The sequence below is a fragment of the Kitasatospora sp. GP30 genome, from assembly GCF_029892145.1.
In the GTDB taxonomy this organism is placed as follows: domain Bacteria; phylum Actinomycetota; class Actinomycetes; order Streptomycetales; family Streptomycetaceae; genus Kitasatospora; species Kitasatospora acidiphila.
In genome coordinates, this window is record NZ_JARZAH010000040.1 from 1 (window position 1) to 14,786 (window position 14,786).

General features: G+C 68.6%; 13 protein-coding genes and 2 pseudogenes. 9 read left to right on the plus strand and 6 right to left on the minus strand.

Annotated elements, in window-relative coordinates:
* Positions 1–98 precede the first annotated feature (98 nt).
* Positions 99–260 (minus strand): annotated as a pseudogene (locus tag P3T35_RS33670) (class I SAM-dependent methyltransferase); the annotation flags it as partial.
* Positions 261–392: 132 nt separating this feature from the next.
* On the opposite strand from P3T35_RS33670, the gene P3T35_RS33675 reads away from it, so the two are divergent.
* Positions 393–800: a hypothetical protein gene (locus P3T35_RS33675; protein WP_101383025.1), complete on the plus strand. Its 408-nt coding sequence runs from the start codon at positions 393–395 to the stop codon at positions 798–800.
* A gap of 27 nt (positions 801–827) precedes the next feature.
* Here the strand turns inward: P3T35_RS33675 and P3T35_RS33680 are convergent, their stop codons facing one another.
* Positions 828–932: an LPFR motif small protein gene (locus tag P3T35_RS33680; protein WP_280708983.1), complete on the minus strand. Its 105-nt coding sequence runs from the start codon at positions 930–932 to the stop codon at positions 828–830.
* Between the two features lie 197 nt (positions 933–1,129).
* Between P3T35_RS33680 and P3T35_RS33685 the strand changes: the two genes are divergently transcribed.
* The 3 genes from P3T35_RS33685 to P3T35_RS33695 all read left to right on the plus strand — a co-directional run bounded on the left by P3T35_RS33685 (position 1,130) and on the right by P3T35_RS33695 (position 3,646).
* The gene (locus tag P3T35_RS33685) at positions 1,130–1,807 is read left to right on the plus strand and encodes a hypothetical protein (protein WP_280708984.1); all 678 of its coding nucleotides are present in this window, start codon (positions 1,130–1,132) and stop codon (positions 1,805–1,807) included.
* A gap of 73 nt (positions 1,808–1,880) precedes the next feature.
* A complete protein-coding gene (locus P3T35_RS33690) occupies positions 1,881–2,603 on the plus strand; it encodes a DUF6221 family protein (protein ID WP_101383027.1) in 723 nt (240 codons plus the stop codon).
* Between the two features lie 212 nt (positions 2,604–2,815).
* The gene (locus P3T35_RS33695; RefSeq protein ID WP_101383028.1) at positions 2,816–3,646 is read left to right on the plus strand and encodes a nuclease-related domain-containing protein; all 831 of its coding nucleotides are present in this window, start codon (positions 2,816–2,818) and stop codon (positions 3,644–3,646) included.
* A 185-nt stretch (positions 3,647–3,831) separates the two neighbouring features.
* On the opposite strand, the gene P3T35_RS33700 is transcribed toward P3T35_RS33695, so the two are convergent.
* Positions 3,832–4,188 carry a hypothetical protein gene (locus P3T35_RS33700; RefSeq protein WP_101383029.1) on the minus strand — a complete coding sequence of 119 codons (357 nt, stop codon included), beginning with the start codon at positions 4,186–4,188 and terminating at the stop codon, positions 3,832–3,834.
* A 672-nt stretch (positions 4,189–4,860) separates the two neighbouring features.
* The gene (locus tag P3T35_RS33705; protein ID WP_280708987.1) at positions 4,861–5,736 is read right to left on the minus strand and encodes an acyl-CoA thioester hydrolase/BAAT C-terminal domain-containing protein; all 876 of its coding nucleotides are present in this window, start codon (positions 5,734–5,736) and stop codon (positions 4,861–4,863) included.
* 273 nt (positions 5,737–6,009) lie between these two features.
* Here P3T35_RS33705 and P3T35_RS33710 point away from each other — a divergent pair, with 273 nt between their 5' ends.
* Positions 6,010–7,035 (plus strand): IS630 family transposase, encoded by a 1,026-nt coding sequence (locus tag P3T35_RS33710; RefSeq protein WP_280708989.1) that lies wholly within the window; start codon positions 6,010–6,012, stop codon positions 7,033–7,035.
* Between the two features lie 266 nt (positions 7,036–7,301).
* Here P3T35_RS33710 and P3T35_RS33715 read toward each other — a convergent pair whose 3' ends face one another.
* Positions 7,302–7,682, minus strand: coding sequence for a hypothetical protein (locus P3T35_RS33715; RefSeq protein WP_101383030.1), 381 nt, complete (start codon positions 7,680–7,682; stop codon positions 7,302–7,304).
* Between the two features lie 33 nt (positions 7,683–7,715).
* Positions 7,716–9,347, minus strand: a complete 1,632-nt coding sequence (locus P3T35_RS33720; RefSeq protein WP_143676946.1) for a restriction endonuclease fold toxin-2 domain-containing protein — start codon at positions 9,345–9,347, stop codon at positions 7,716–7,718.
* A gap of 1,077 nt (positions 9,348–10,424) precedes the next feature.
* Between P3T35_RS33720 and P3T35_RS33725 the strand changes: the two genes are divergently transcribed.
* The 4 genes and pseudogenes from P3T35_RS33725 to P3T35_RS33740 all read left to right on the plus strand — a co-directional run.
* On the plus strand, positions 10,425–12,107 hold the full coding sequence (locus tag P3T35_RS33725) for an ABC transporter substrate-binding protein (protein WP_280708992.1): 1,683 nt from the start codon (positions 10,425–10,427) through the stop codon (positions 12,105–12,107).
* Entirely contained in the window at positions 12,104–13,003 is a 900-nt protein-coding gene (locus tag P3T35_RS33730; RefSeq protein WP_101384324.1) for an ABC transporter permease, read from the plus strand. The genes P3T35_RS33725 and P3T35_RS33730 overlap by 4 nt, the downstream gene beginning before the upstream one ends.
* A complete protein-coding gene (locus P3T35_RS33735) occupies positions 13,000–13,992 on the plus strand; it encodes an ABC transporter permease (protein WP_101384323.1) in 993 nt (330 codons plus the stop codon). The genes P3T35_RS33730 and P3T35_RS33735 overlap by 4 nt, the downstream gene beginning before the upstream one ends.
* Positions 13,989–14,756, plus strand: a pseudogene (locus tag P3T35_RS33740) (ABC transporter ATP-binding protein); the annotation flags it as partial. The gene P3T35_RS33735 and the pseudogene P3T35_RS33740, both read left to right, overlap by 4 nt.
* Positions 14,757–14,786: the final 30 nt, after the last annotated feature.

Here is a 14,786-nt window from a genome sequence, read left to right on the forward strand (position 1 = left end):
AGCGAGCGAGACCTTCGCTGTCACTGGACCGGCCGGCCTCGCGACAGCGCCCACATGTCAACTGACCAGCACGGACGTGGTTCTTGGCACCTACAGCGTTCGCGGGCCAGATGCAGCATGGTGCCGGTGCCGCACCCGACGTCCAGGACGGACTGGGCGCCCATGACAAGCGGAAAGTAGAAGGCGTCCCCTGGGCGGTGGTCCGGATCCCACGGGTTAAGCGCGTCGTACAGGGCGGCAGCATCGGCATCTGTGAACACCGCGGTAGTGTCCGCCTCTTGCCACCTCACGGCAAGCGATTAAGCCTGCAACGAGGCCGCGCCGGCAGCGCTGAACGCCGCTCCAGGCGTCATGTCGCGTGCGTAGTTCAGAGAAGCACCCGTGACAGCCTGGTGGCACTCGCCGTCCGCGGCGACGCCATCCTGATGACGACCCTGCTGTGGCCCGACGAGGTCCGGCCGGTCGAAGGCGTCGCCCCTGCAAGGCTGGAGTTGCGCCCCGAAGAGGTGCAGTTGGCCACGCAGCTGATGGACGCGGTCAGCGCGGACTTCCGGATCGAGGATGAGCGGGACGAATACACGCACGCCCTCGAGCAGGTCGTCGACGCGAAACTCGCCGGCCTCCCGGCACCGCATGCCCCCGAGGCGCGGGTGCTGCCGCCCGCTGGCGGGGTGAGCGACCTGCTCGCCGTGCTGGAGGCCGCTGTCGCGAAGGCCCAAGAGGACCGCCCGAAGGCGGAGGCCAAGCAGCCGGCGAAGAAGGCGGCCTCCAGGAAGGCGCCGGGTCGCCGGCCTAGTTAGCGGTACCGCTGGGCCACGTCGTCGGGGCTACCCCCCGCCGAAAAGTCGTGCGATGAGCTTGAAAGGTGCCGCTACCACGGTGGCGATGGCGTTGCCCACCGCGCGGAAAACGTCGGCGATCGTTTGGAACATGGCTGCTACTCCGGTTGCTGCCGCCTCGCCTCTACCGTTTCCAGCCTGCGCCTCGACTCGCCGTCCGGCACTTCAGGCTCGCGCCCTTATCGCCAACACGCTGAGCTACCAGCCGGGCCCGTAGTTCAAATCAGCGGGGCAGCAAGCGCGTCTGGGAGAATGCTCGGCGGTCCATCGCCCTGCACCCCGGAGTGATCGTGCGTCATCGTGTTCCTGCCGCTGCTGTTCTTGTTGTCCTGCTGGCGGCCGGCTGTAGCCCGTCCCACTCGTCGCACGCCGGCGGCCAAGGCCCGGCGGCGCCCCCGGCGAGTGTCGCGGCCGGGACGCTGGCAGTCGGCCCGGGCCCGCAGGCCTCGTACACCGTCCAGCCGCAGCCCGCGCCGGGCTCCTGCCACTACCGGCACACGGCGGACGGGCAGCCGCTGCCGGATCCGGCGTGCACGCCGGGTGCGACGAGCCCCGCCGTCACCCAGGCGAACCTGAAGGACACGATCTGCCGGCCGGGCGGCTACACCTCCGGCATCCGGCCACCGGTGTCGGTGACGAACCGGGAGAAGACGGAGAACGCGCGGAGCTACGGCTACACGGGCGCGATGGGCGATGCCGAGTACGACCACCTGATCTCGCTGCAGCTCGGCGGAGACCCAGACGACGCCCGAAACCTGTGGGTGGAACCCCCATCGCCGGGCCACGTCGCTGGCAAGGGTCCGAACAACCCGAAGGACGCTGTGGAGTCGGCGCTGCACTCCGCGGTCTGCAAGAGCCAGGTGCAGCTCGCCGCGGCGCAGCAGGCCATCGCCAACGACTGGACGACGGCCCTGGCCCGACTCGGCGTCAAGGCCGGCGGTGGCGGCGACTCCAGTGACGGCGCCTGACCTACCGTCTTCCGCGGTGGACGCCCGCCCTGAGTCGACCCTGAGGCCGCGCCGGCAGGCGAAGATGAGGCCCATGGACGATCTCCTACGGTTCCTCCGTGCACGCAACTTGGAGGACAACCACGCCTACGCCTACGTTGCGCGGGTCTTCGGCGCCGAGGCCATCCTTGACAGCCACCTACCCATGCTCGATCTGATCGACATGCTCGCGCGAGACCACGCAGCGATGGACCCGTCAGACCCTCGTTCGGTCGGCCTTGCCTACGCACTTCGCGTCCTCGCGCAGTCCTATGCCGAACACCCCGACTACCGTGAGGAATGGCGTCTCAAGCTGAACGGGCCCGCCACGCTCGTCCGAGAATCAAGAAGGAGTGAGGACTTGAGGCATCCTTCGCCTCGACTGAATCGGGTACACGTGATCCCAGTGCCAGATGGCTACGCGAACTCGATTGCCTTCAACGGGTGGCAGCAAGCGGTCCAGGCGCACCTGAGGAAGGCTGTCGCTGCACGTCAAGGCGAGACGGCGGCTGGCCTGGCGACATCGGTCGTGGGCTTCGAGAACCGCTTGTATCGCTGTCCGGTTCGAAGCGAGGGGCGGCGCATTGAGGTAGGACTGCTTCTTGTTGAACCAGCCGATCACCTCGACCTGGACAGGTTCGGCGGGCTGGCCGCGGATCTCGCGTGTGACTGGAAGCACGGCTACACCGAGCTGGCGCGTCACTGCCCCATCATCAAGCACTACCCGGAGAATGGGGTCCCGCTCGACTGGGCGCTTGAGAACGAGGGGCTGCTCTAGCCGCCGACGACCATCGCCGATATCTTTGCAGGCTGGTTGTTGGGCTGGCTGGCGGCATGCCTCATCTCGCGCCGCTGCGTGCCCGTAGGCGGCCTCGCAGGATCGGGTCGCTGTCCGGCCCTGAGCGACCGTCAGACCGCCCTCCTGGCTCGTTCAGTGGCGTCCAGGAAATTCAGTCACCATCTGTCACTCGCTGCTGACAAACTGCCGCTGTGACCGTCACCCCGCAGCGCACCATCCAGCCCAACACCCCCGGAGCCAGCGCACGCCGCGAAGCCGCACGGCTCCGCGCTGGCACGACCGGCACCACCCAGCCGGAACGCATCTACACCATGCGCCGCCCAGCGAAGTGCGCCGCCGTCGCAGCCCCCTACACCCTCGTATGGCTCCTCATCGCCTACGCGGCCGACCTCGGCATCCTCCTCGAGTTACTCGCGGTCCCCATCGCCACCATCGCATACGCCGCGGCCAAGAAGCGCCCCGTCGCGGGCTGGAGCGAACCGAAGACGTACCACGTCCCGCCCACTGCCGAGGACCTCAAGGCGGCCGACCGCTGGGAGCGCGGCGCCGAGGGCGAGGAAGCCACCTACCGCATCCTCAAGCCCCTCGAGGCCGAAGGATGGACGATCCTCAACGACCGAAGCATCCCGGGGCACCGGGCGAACCTGGACCACATCGCTATCGGCCCCCAGGGGCAACTCCTCGTCATCGACTCGAAGAACTGGAAGCCGGTCCCGGGGGCGAAGGTCAGGCCCACCGATCACGAGATGACGCTGACGTACGGCAAGTGGGACTGCACCAAGGAGGTCCGCAAACTCCTCACGGAGATCGAATGGTCCAGCAACGACATGCTCGGCACTCCGGAGCCGGTAATGGTCATCCACGGGGCGCCGCTGTGGGGCCCGTACCTGCGCTGCCTGAATGTGCACATTGTCAGCCCGGAGCGGCTGCTGAGCTTCGTTCGGGAGTCACGGAAGGACCGCCGCCACAGGAGCGACTTGGCCGCGCACATCGCCTGGGAGTTCAAGCCGTACGTCGACTAGTCATGGGCGCGGGGTGTTAGGCGCTCCCGTCTTTCCGGGCTGCGGGCGTGGTGTGCGTCTTCGGCTCCCACTGGTACGGCAAAGCCACGGACGGGGCGGCGGTCCTGGTCGACCGCCGCCCCGTCCGACTCACCCTTGCCTACGCCGGGTCAAGGATTGCTTCGGCACGTGCTTGGCGTCATGGATCAGCACTGAGGGATGTTCGGATCCCGGTTGACGCTACGGGCGTTGCCGTCGGCGTACCCGGCGAAGACGTAGGCGGTGGGTAGACCCGTAACCCATCCGTAGCCGTCGTTCCAGTCCACCTCGTTCGTGCGGTACCAGGTGTCGCCGTAGTTGCCGATAGCCTGGCCGACGGTCCAGCACTGGGCGACGATAGCGCCACCCGGGGGAACATCGGGCAACTGGTAGCCGTTGTAGTAAACCTTGCCGCCGGTGGTGTTGGGCTGGTTGTAGAGGCCGACATAGTGGCCGACGCTGATCGGCACGGTATCGGCAGCGGAAGCGCTTCCCGCCATCGTGACGAGCGTGCCGACACTCATTGCTGCGGCTGTTGCGATCATTGCTGTGCGGCGCCCGAATCTCAGTCTCATGCAGAGCCCCCCATGGTCCGTTGTGCGGAGTGCCGACATCGCAGCGCTTGTCGCGCTGGATCGCCTTTGGGTATGAGGGTAGCCGCGCAGCGGCGACCAGACCAGAGCCTGACGGCTGGGGCGGCGCGGCCTGCAAAGGGAGCCTGTTCACCCGCGCGGACGTGCTGAGCGCCGACATTGTCTACAGTTGCCGTGCGTGCAGGTCTATCTGGGTAGGTGCCAGGTCACGCAAGGGCATCCCCGAGAAGTGGACGCGCCCGTGGGGCGCAGCGCCGCTATGCGCCCGTAGGCGGCTTCACAGGGCCGGGCAGCTGTTCCGCCTCCAGCCGGGCCCTGAAAGGCCGCCAGAACCCCGCTGTGGCCCATCAGTCGGGACCCTGCGCCTCAAGGGCACGGGCAGGTGGCGGCCGGATGCGGCCCGCGGCGGTCGACGCGGGGCCGCGGGGGCTGATGCAGCGGCTGGCAGCGCTTCACGACGGCCCGTCCTCCTCAGGCACGGCGCTTAGTGGTCGAGCCTGGAAGTCCTTCGGGGGTTGACGTCGGAGTCTGCTACGCGTAGGCCCCGACGCCTCGCGCGCGCAAGCCCGCCCGGCAGTAACACCACGACGATGTTGACACCTATCACCTGGAGTTGGCCTTGGTCTGCCCCGGATGGAGCAGGCCGAGGATGGGTGCCCAGGCTGCTTCGCCAAGCAGGGCGTCGCTGCGGGCTGTCCCTCCGTATGCAAAGGTCTTCGAGGGTGCGGCGGGGCCTTCACCCGGGAAGCGCGGCCGGTGTCCAGCGTCGTCGCGGGTCACCAGGTGGACCGGGGCGTCGGCTGTTCGGCGGCGCGCGGCCAACTGCTCGGCATACCGCAGGGAAGGCCACATCGCGTCGTCGCCGCCGGCGACAAGCAGGATGTCGGCGGACGCCTTCTCCACCGGGATCGCGGCGGCGTCCAGACGTCGGGCGAACGTCCGCTCGCTGAGTTCGTACCAGCCGCGGATCGCCACCGGACCGTCGCCTTGCTCCACAGGCTGCCAGGAGTCGCCGTCCATCGGGATGAAGGGCAGCGGCTGCCCCTGCCAGGTCCAGGAGGACCTCAAAGGCCGGTCCCGCCCGTCGAGCCCCGGCCCCACATTGCACCAGACCAGCGACGTCGGAGAGATGGCCACCACCGCGTTGACGCGCGGCTCGTAGACCGCGGTGAGCAGCGCGGCCTCGGCACCCTTGGACCAGCCGAGGATGCCGACGCGCTGCGCTCCACGAGACTTCAGCAGGTCGACGGCCGCGACGAACGTCTCCAGAGGCACCTCGCAGATCCCCGCCGGCTGCCCTGGTCCGCCGAACCAGCGTATGGCCAGGACGAGGAGACCCTGCTCGGCGAGAAGCCTCGCTCGTTGGCGGTCCACGCGGCCGCTCGATCCGGCCAGTACAACGACACCCGTGCCGTTGCCCGCGGTCGGCTCCATCAAGACCGCCTCCCAAGGGGCCGTCAACTCGTGTTCGACGATCACGGTGTCTCCTCTCTCGGCAGGGAACTCACATGAAGAGAGGCTATTGGCACCCCGACGGGCCCCATCGTGTGGGCCCGCACTGCGTGCAGACATCACGTATAGGTACTCGGCTGCGGCCAAGCCGTGCGGGCGTGCCCTCCAAGTCGGCGCTCCGGGGGGCCTGGTGTGATCCGGCGGTGTGGGCACGACCGCCATGGTGCCGGGTGGGCCGGGGACCGAGCACAGCAAGCTACGGGCTGTCGTGATCCACTTCTCCCGATTGGTCCTCGCCTCATGCCCGTTGCTCCGGCCCGCCCGATATCTCCAACCGCCTCGGACCGCGAGCGGCTGAAGAAGATGGCCTACGGCCACAAGACCGAGTATCGGCTGCGTCTGCGGGCACAGGTGGTTCTGCACGCGGCGCGTGGACGCTCCAACGCGCGCATCGCCCGGGAGACCGGCCTGCATCTGGACACGGTGCGCAGGTGGCGAGGCCGCTTCGCCGAGCAGGGCCTGGCCGGGCTGACCGACCGCAACCGCCCCGGTCGCCCTTCCGCGTTCAGCGCGCTGCAGGCCGCCCAGGTGAAGGCGCTGGCCTGCCAGTTGCCCGTCGAAACCGGCGTGCCGCTGTCGCGCTGGTCGTGCCCAGAGCTGGCCAATGAGGCTATGGCCCGGGGCATCGCTACGTTCGTGGCGGCCTCCACTGTGCGCCGCTGGCTCGCCGAGGACGCGCTCAAGCCCTGGCGGCACCGCTCATGGATCTTCATCACCGACCCCGACTTCCGGGCGAGGGCCGAGCGCGTCCTGGACCTGTACGCCCGAACCTGGCAGGGCCAACCGCTCGGTGAGGACGAGTACGTGATCAGCGCGGACGAGAAGACCTCTATCCAGGCCCGCTGCCGCTGCCACCCGACCCTCGCCCCCGGGCAGGCCCGCGCGATGCGCGTGAACCACACCTACGGTCGCGGAGGCGCCTTGGCGTACCTGGCCGCCTACGACGTCCACTACGCAAAGGTGTTCGGCCGTACCGAGCCCAGGACCGGGATCGAACCGTTCATGACCCTGGTCACCCAGGTCATGAGCCAGGAGCCCTATGCCAGCGCCAAGCGTGTGTTCTGGATCGTCGACAACGGCTCCTCCCACCGAGGCAAGAAGGCCGCCGACCGGCTGATCATCGCGTTCCCGAACGCGGTGATGGTGCACACCCCCATCCATGCTTTGTGGTTGAACCAGGTGGAGATCTACTTCTCCGTCGTCCAGCGCAAGGTCGTCTCACCCAACGACTTCACCGACCTCGCCCAGGTCGGGGACCGGCTCTGAGCCTTCGAAGACCGCTACAACGCCACGGCACAGCCGTTCCAGTGGAAGTTCACCACCTCCGACCTGGACGATCTGCTGGCCAGGCTCGACCGGCGCACCGCCGATCACCAGGAAGAATCCTCCTTCCGCCTCGCCGCATGATCAACCCCCGAAGGACTTCCGGAGCCGACCACTAAGCACCGGCGACGCATGGCCTGGCGCGTGGGACAGCACCGCAGGTGAGACGGTAGCGGGCGGCTTTGCCGATGGCACTTCCTACTGGTGCGCTACTCGGAAAGGAGGTCGTCGACGAAGTCATCGACGCTGCCGTTCACTTGGAGCGGATGGACCACGCCGTCGAAGTCCGAGAACCAGAGCGTCTCCGCATCCGGCGCCAGGCGCTGCAGCAGCTGGAGCACCATCGAGGCGGGGACGTCGAGCTCGTCCTGCTCGGGGAACACGAATACCGGCCTGTCGGCGAAGTAGAGGATGCTGTGGTCACGCACCTGCCCACGGACCTGGATTTCGATCGTTGCATCAGGCCCGGACGACCCGGACGCGGTGGCGTCGGGGTTGAGTTCGGTGACGGTTCGGGTGAGTTCGTCCGTGGTGAAGTCCCAGCGTGCGCCTTGCCTTTCATCGGGCCGCACGTAGTAGCTACCTGACATCGGCGTTTCCTCTCGATCCTTCCGGGGCGATGGTCATGGGACGATGCGGGTTTGGCCTGGCACGCCGTTCGCTAGCCGCATCGCCTCGAAGTAGGCGGCTGCCTTTGGATCGTTGGTATCGATCTCGAGGTGGTTGACGCGGTTGCGTGGGTCGTTGATCGCGGAGCCGTAGCGCGCGATCTCCCAGCTCTGCTTCTTCTCGTTGTCCTCGTACAGGAAGGGGATAACGCCGTCCGAGTTGTTCAAGCGGTACGGGGAGCAGTTGCCGGGTTGCTGGTTGACGTACTTGGCTTCGACGATCGCCCCGTCTTGCGGACGAACGCCGTCGGCATCGACCGCCCACTGGCTGCCGTTGTCCTTGAGTTCGGTGGTGTACAGGCTGTATTCGGTGTCGCCGGAGATGCGCAGTTGGTAGGCGCGGGCGTCGATGACCGACGGCTTGGTCGGCTTTCCCTTCGAGTTGACCAGTGGGGGCATCACCTTGGGTGTGGTGCGGCCGTCGGCGCCCATCTGCTGCATCCACTGCCGGAACTGGGCTTGCTGTTCGGGTGAGAGGTCTTTGAACGGGGAGTTCGGGTCTGGGGGGATCGGGCCGAGCACGCTGGGGCCAGGGGCTCGTGGCGGGCCGGGTGGCGGGCCCGGTGCTGGTGTGGTCGCCACGGCCGCCGGCGCGCCGGCGATAGCCACGGTGGCTCCAGCAGCGGTGACCGCGGCGGTCGTGACGATGGGGGACAGGCCGGCGGCGGCCTCGTTGACGATGGCCTCCGCCTCGGCGAGGACCGCGAGTTCGGCACTGCCTTCGAGCTCGGTGGCCATGGCGGCGGCCGCGGTACCGGCCTCCGCCGCGATGGCCGCCTCACCACCGGCCGCGGCCGCGTCCGAGGCGCCGAACGTGAAGAGCGTCAGGCCGATCCCGACGCCCGCGACGATAGCGGCGCCACCCGCCAGTTCCTCCAGCTTGGAGCGCAGGTCGTCGACGGCCTGGGCGTAGGACTCGCATGCGGTTCCGAGCTTGTAGGCGGCGTTGGTGATGGTGTTCAGCAGCGGGCCCTGTGTGGCGCATCCGTCGTGCATTTTCGCCCAGGACGCGGCGAAGCCGTCGACGGCCGATGAGGTGCTGGACGCGGTGACGGTTTGGACCCGCTTGTCGCATTCGAGACCGAGGGTGCTGACTAGCTGGGCCAGCTTCTTCCAGTCTGAGGCGGCCTGGCGGAGCTTTCCGGGGTCTCCCTGGGGCCAGAACTGGGCGATGATCTCGTCGACGGCGGAGTTGTTGTGGCCGACCGCCGAGGGGATCTGCACATTGAGTGGCTCCTCGTCGCAGCCCGGGTTGCTGGAAGCCGGCAGCTCGTAGGGCTGCATCAGGTTCGCCGCGACATCGGCGTCCGTCTTGATGTAGTTCATCGCCATCGAGTACAGGCCGTTGGCGGTGCCACCTAGCTGCGCGACAGCTCGTCCGACCGCGGTCACCACGGCGTGCGCGGCGGGGTCGTACTTGGCGGCGAAGGAGTGGCCGGCATCGTCGTCGCCGGCCATGCCGGCAGCGTCGTCCATCGAGCCGATCAGGGCGCGATGGATCTGGAGGGACGCCCAGTTCTGAAGATCAGTGAAGCCTGCTGAGGCGATGAGCATGTCTGTTGGTACGACGTGGAATCCGCCTGCCATCACGATCCCCCTCGGCTGCTGTACACGACCGGTTCCTGAACGTAACACGTCGAGGTGACGGTAGTGGTTCCTATGGAACTGGGCCGCAAATCGCCGTCCTGCTGGCGGCCGGCCACCCGGGTTCGCACCACTCGGTGTTGGAGCCGGGCAGTGGAAAGCAAGTCGAACAGCAGGTAGGGGATGTGGCTGACGCATCTCAACTTCTGTGATCTGCATCACATTTGACTACGTATCGTAATCGATTGCGCGTTCTAAGTGATCACTCTTGGCATATGCCAAGCTGCCTAAACCTTTTCGGTGGCGATGACAACAAGTCGCTGACCTGCGGGTCTCCCTTGGTATGGCGAAAGGGTCGCCGCACACCCAGCTGCCACTGTGCTTGACCGTCGTCGGTCGGGGTCTCCTGGAAGGTGTGGTGGCCCGAGTCGGCTCTCCGGGCTTGCTGGGGAAGGGTTGCACAGTTATCTGCACCTCTGTCTCTCGTTTATCCCGGTGACAGTGACCGAAGCCCAGGCCGGTCTCGGCTCAGGCAGTGTGGCCCGTAGCGTTCCGAATGGACGGGGAGACGGCGTCACGGGTCAGAACATCTAGGGCCTGCCGGGACCAGTCGGCGCGGGCGCAGTAGGTCTGGGTGTCGGTCGGCGGAGCAGCGTCCGGTCGTCGCCGAGTCCGTCGGATGCGGTGCCTGCCTCTGTCGCGCTCACGCCGCACAACCCAGCGCCGGCCCGCGGCCGAAGGTCGGGGAGGTCGGTGTGCTGGCGCAGACTTCCGAGAAGGGTGGACAAACGAGACATTCGCGGCCGTCTTTTGCCCGCGTTTGCACGGGGGGCCTTTTGGCGCTGTCCGCCAGGGCTGCGGAGGTAGCGTTTCGTGTCGAGGCCGCGACTCACCGTTCGGGTGGGTTGTCGTGGGGGGGGGCCCCCCCCCCGCCCCCCCCACCACGGCAAGGGCAGGTCGCCGCTGTCCCTGCCGGAGCTCCATAACGCGATGTGATGGAGTTCTGGGATCTTCTGGAGGGCTCGTCGGTCAGCCAATCTTCTCCCACGCATGAAATGTCACATCATGCATGGAGGAGACGTGAGACAACGAAGAGTCGGGCTGGCCCTCGGCACCGCCCTGGGGCTGCTGTCGGCGGCCGGTTGTACGGGCGGTGGCGACGGCTCCACCGTGACGGGCGCGGCAGCGGTGAAGGGCGGCACCCTGCACGTGCTGTCCACCCTCGACCTGGAGCACCTTGACCCGGCGCGCAACTACGTCACGTCCTCACAGGACGTGAGCCGGCTGATCTACCGGACGCTGACCACCTTCGCCGCCGCGCCGGGTCAGGCGGGCGGGAAGATCGTGCCGGATCTGGCCACCGACACAGGTCGGCCCAGCGACGGCGCGAAGACCTGGACCTTCACCCTCAAGCAGGGGGTGAAGTTCGAGGACGGCCGCCCGATCACCAGCAAGGACGTCAAGTACGCAGTGGAGCGGACCTTCGCCGCCGAGCTGCCCGAGGGGCCGCCGTACGCCCGAACGTGGCTGGCCGGCGGCGAGTCGTACAAGGGGCCCTACAAGGACCCCGCCGGGCTGGCCTCGATCGAGACCCCGGACAGCGGCACCGTCGTCTTCCATCTCAACCGCCCGGTGGCCGACTTCGGCTCGGCGGCGTCGCTGCCGATGTTCGCGCCGGTGCCGCAGGACAAGGACACCGGCGTCAACTACGACTCCAGGCCGTTCTCGTCCGGCCCGTACAAGATCGACGGCTTCGAGCCGAAGAAGCAGCTCACCCTGGTCCGCAACACCAGCTGGGACCCGGCGACCGACCCCGTCCGCAAGGGCCTGCCCGACAAGGTCGTCATCGACCTCGGTCTGGACGCGGCGGTGGTCGACCAGCGGCTGATCGCCGGGCAGGGGGAGGACGCGAACGCGGTCGCGCTGGAGCCGATCGGTCCCGCTTCGGTCGGGCGGGTGCTGAACGATCCGCAGTTGAAGAGCCGGCTGGTCACCGGCGACTCGATCAACACCCGCTACCTGAGCATCAACACCAAGCACAAGCCGCTCGACGACATCCGGGTGCGCCAGGCCATCGCGTACGCGCTGGACAAGGACGCCCTGCGCACCACTCGCGGCGGTCCGATCGCCGGCGACCTGGCGACGAGCCTGCTGCCGCCGTCCCTCGGCTACCAGGCCGAGGACCCCTATCCGAGCAAGGACGGCAAGGGTGATCCGGACAAGGCCAAGGCGCTGCTCGCCGAGGCGGGCCACGCTTCCGGCCTCACCCTGACCCTCGACGCCCCGGCCTCGACTGCCGGCAAGGCGCAGGCCGAGGCGGTCCAGGCCTCGCTCGGCCGGGCCGGCATCACCGTGAAGATCAACGAGATCAGCTCCTCGGCGTTCTACAGCACGGTCGGCAACACCTCCCAGGAGCACGACCTGGTGATCGCCGGCTGGTCCCCGGACTGGCCTGGCGCGTCGACGTACCTGCCGATCGTGTTCGACGGCCGTCTGATCACCGGTCAGGGCAACAACAACTACTCGCAGTACGACTCCCCGGCCGTCGACGCGCAGATCGACAAGATCGCCGCCATGGGTGATCCGGCGGCGGCCCAGGCGGCGTACGGGCAGCTCGCCCAGCAGATCATGAAGGACGCCCCGGTGGTGCCGTTCCTGTGGGACAAGGCGCCGATCCTCGTCGGTCCGAAGGTCGCCGGAGCGTACGGGCACATCGCCTACGTCGGCCGGCTCGACCTGGTCTCCCTGGGGTTGCGCAAGTGACCGTACTGCCTCAAGTGACCGTGCTGCGACGACTGTTGGCCCAGCGCTCGGCGGCCATCGCGCTGGCCGTGGTGGCCGGGCTGGTCCTGGTCGCGGTTGCCGCGCCGCTGATCACCTGGGTCGCCGGGAGTTCGCCGACGGCCTTCCACAGCGACGCGGTGGACCCGGCGCTCGGCGGCCTGCCGCGTGGTGCCGCAGGCGGGATCAGCACCCGGCACTGGCTGGGCGTGGAGCCGGTCAACGGCCGGGACGTGCTCGCCCGGGTGGTGTACGGCGCACAGGTGTCACTGCTGATCGCCGTGCTCGCCACCGCGCTGTCGGTAGTGTTGGGAACGGCGCTGGGCCTGGTCGCCGGGTTCTTCGGCGGGTGGGTCGACACCGCGATCGGACGCACCATGGACCTGCTGCTGTCCTTCCCCAGCCTCATCTTCATGATCGCTCTGATCTCGGCGGCGCCCGGTGTGGACCGCCGGCTGCTCCTGGTCGTGGTCCTCGGCTTCTTCGGCTGGCCGTACGTCGGCCGGATCGTGCGCGGACAGGCGATGGTGCTCGCGCGGGGCGAGTTCGTCGCGGCCGCCCGGGTGCTCGGCGCCTCACGGCGGGCGCTGCTGCTGCGCGAGGTGCTGCCCAACCTGACCGGGCCGGTCCTGGTGGTGGCCACGATGTCGATCCCCGGCTACATCGCCACCGAGGCCGGCCTGTCCTTCCTCGGTGTGGGTGTCCAGGCCCCCACCCCCTCCTGGGGTCAGATGATCGCCACCGCCGTGCCCTGGTACGCCGCGGACCCCGCCTACTTCCTGATCCCCGGTGCCTTCCTGTTCGTCACCGTGCTCGCCTTCAACGTGCTCGGTGACGCCGTCCGCGACGCGCTCGACCCCCGGAGCCGGCCTCGATGATCCTCTACCTGCTGCGCAGACTGGCCGTCACGGCGGCCATCCTGCTGGTGGTCTGCGCCGCCACCTTCGCCATCTTCTACCTGATGCCGGCCGACCCCGCGCAGGGCGCCTGCGGCAAGGCGTGCAGCCCGGAGCGGATCGCCGAGATCCGCACCACCCTCGGGCTGAACCACTCGCCGCTGGTCCAGTTCCGCGACTACCTGGCCGGCATCGTCTCGGGGCGGACCTACGGCAGCGGCGCGCAGGCCGTCAACTGCCCTGTCCCGTGCCTGGGGTTCAGCTTCCAGACCGACCAGCCGGTGTGGCAGACGCTCACCAGCCGGCTGCCGGTCAGCTTCTCGATCGCCATCGGTGCCGCCGTGCTGTGGCTCGCCGTCGGCGTCGGTGCCGGCGTGGTCTCGGCCCTGCGGCGTGGCAGCCTGTGGGACCGGGCGGCGATGACGGCCGCCCTCGGCGGGGTCTCGCTGCCGATCTACTTCACCGCCCTGGTGCTGCAGTACCTGCTGGTGGTGCAGCTCAAGCTGCTGCCGTACCCGCAGGTCGTGCCGTTCACCGCCGATCCGGTCGGCTGGGCGCAGTCGATGGTGATGCCGTGGATCACGCTGGCCATGCTGTACGCCGGGATCTACGCCAGGGTCGCCCGTGGCGAGATGGTGGAGAGCCTCGGGCAGAACTACGTGCGCACCGCCCGGGCCAAGGGCCTGCCCGAGCTCACGGTGGTGCGTCGGCACGCCCTGCGGCCCGCCCTGATGCCGATCGTGACCATCTTCGGCATGGACCTCGGCGCGCTGCTCGGTGGCGCGCTGATCACCGAGTCGGTGTTCGGCCTGCCGGGCGTCGGCAAGCTCGCGGCTGACGCGATCGCCTCGGCCGATCAGCCGGTGATCCTCGGGGTGACGCTGTTCGCGGCCGCCTTCGTGGTCCTCGCCAACCTGCTGGTGGACCTCGTGTACGCCGTCCTCGACCCGAGAGTGAGGGCACTCGGATGACCCTGCTGACGGTACGTGACCTGGCCGTGGAGTTCCGCTCCGGCGTTCGCGCCGTGGACGGGCTCGACCTCGACCTGGACGCCGGCCAAGTGCTCGGCGTGGTCGGTGAGTCCGGCAGCGGCAAGTCGGTCACCAGCCTCGCCGTGCTCGGCCTGCTGCGCGACGCCCGGGTCAGCGGCGAGATCCGCTTCGACGGGCGGGAGTTGACCGCGCTCGACCAGCGCTCGCTGCGCCGGCTGCGCGGCGACCGGATCGCGATGATCTTCCAGGATCCGCTGTCCTGCCTCAACCCGTACTACTCGGTCGCGTTCCAGATCGCCGAGGCGTACCGGGCGCACCACCGCGCCGGACGCAAGCAGGCGCACCGGATCGCGGTGCGCATGCTGCACCGGGTCGGCATCCCGGAGCCGGAACGGCGGGCCCGCTGCTATCCGCACGAGTTCTCCGGCGGGATGCGGCAGCGCGTGATGATCGCGATGGCCCTGTGCCTGGAACCCGACCTGCTGATCGCCGACGAGCCGACCACCGCGCTGGACGTCACCGTCCAGGCGCAGATCCTCCAACTGCTGCGCGAGCTGCGGGAGGAGACCGGCACGGCCATCATGCTGATCACCCATGACATGGGCGTGGTCGCCGGCCTGGCCGACCAGGTCACGGTGATGCACCAGGGTCGCGCGGTCGAACGCGGTCCGGTACGGGACGTGTTCCACCGGCCGCAACAGGCGTACACCCGGGGCCTGCTGGCCTGCGTTCCGCGCATCGACGGCCCCCTGCCGGACCGGCTGCCCACCCTC

Coding starts and splice junctions, on each gene's coding strand:
- P3T35_RS33680 (WP_280708983.1), bottom strand. CDS start 932: ATGTTCCAAACGATCGCCGACGTTTTCCGCGCGGTGGGCAACGCCATC.
- P3T35_RS33690 (WP_101383027.1), top strand. CDS start 1,881: ATGGACGATCTCCTACGGTTCCTCCGTGCACGCAACTTGGAGGACAAC.
- P3T35_RS33700 (WP_101383029.1), bottom strand. CDS start 4,188: ATGAGTGTCGGCACGCTCGTCACGATGGCGGGAAGCGCTTCCGCTGCC.
- P3T35_RS33710 (WP_280708989.1), top strand. CDS start 6,010: ATGCCCGTTGCTCCGGCCCGCCCGATATCTCCAACCGCCTCGGACCGC.
- P3T35_RS33715 (WP_101383030.1), bottom strand. CDS start 7,682: ATGTCAGGTAGCTACTACGTGCGGCCCGATGAAAGGCAAGGCGCACGC.
- P3T35_RS33720 (WP_143676946.1), bottom strand. CDS start 9,347: ATGGCAGGCGGATTCCACGTCGTACCAACAGACATGCTCATCGCCTCA.
- P3T35_RS33735 (WP_101384323.1), top strand. CDS start 13,000: ATGATCCTCTACCTGCTGCGCAGACTGGCCGTCACGGCGGCCATCCTG.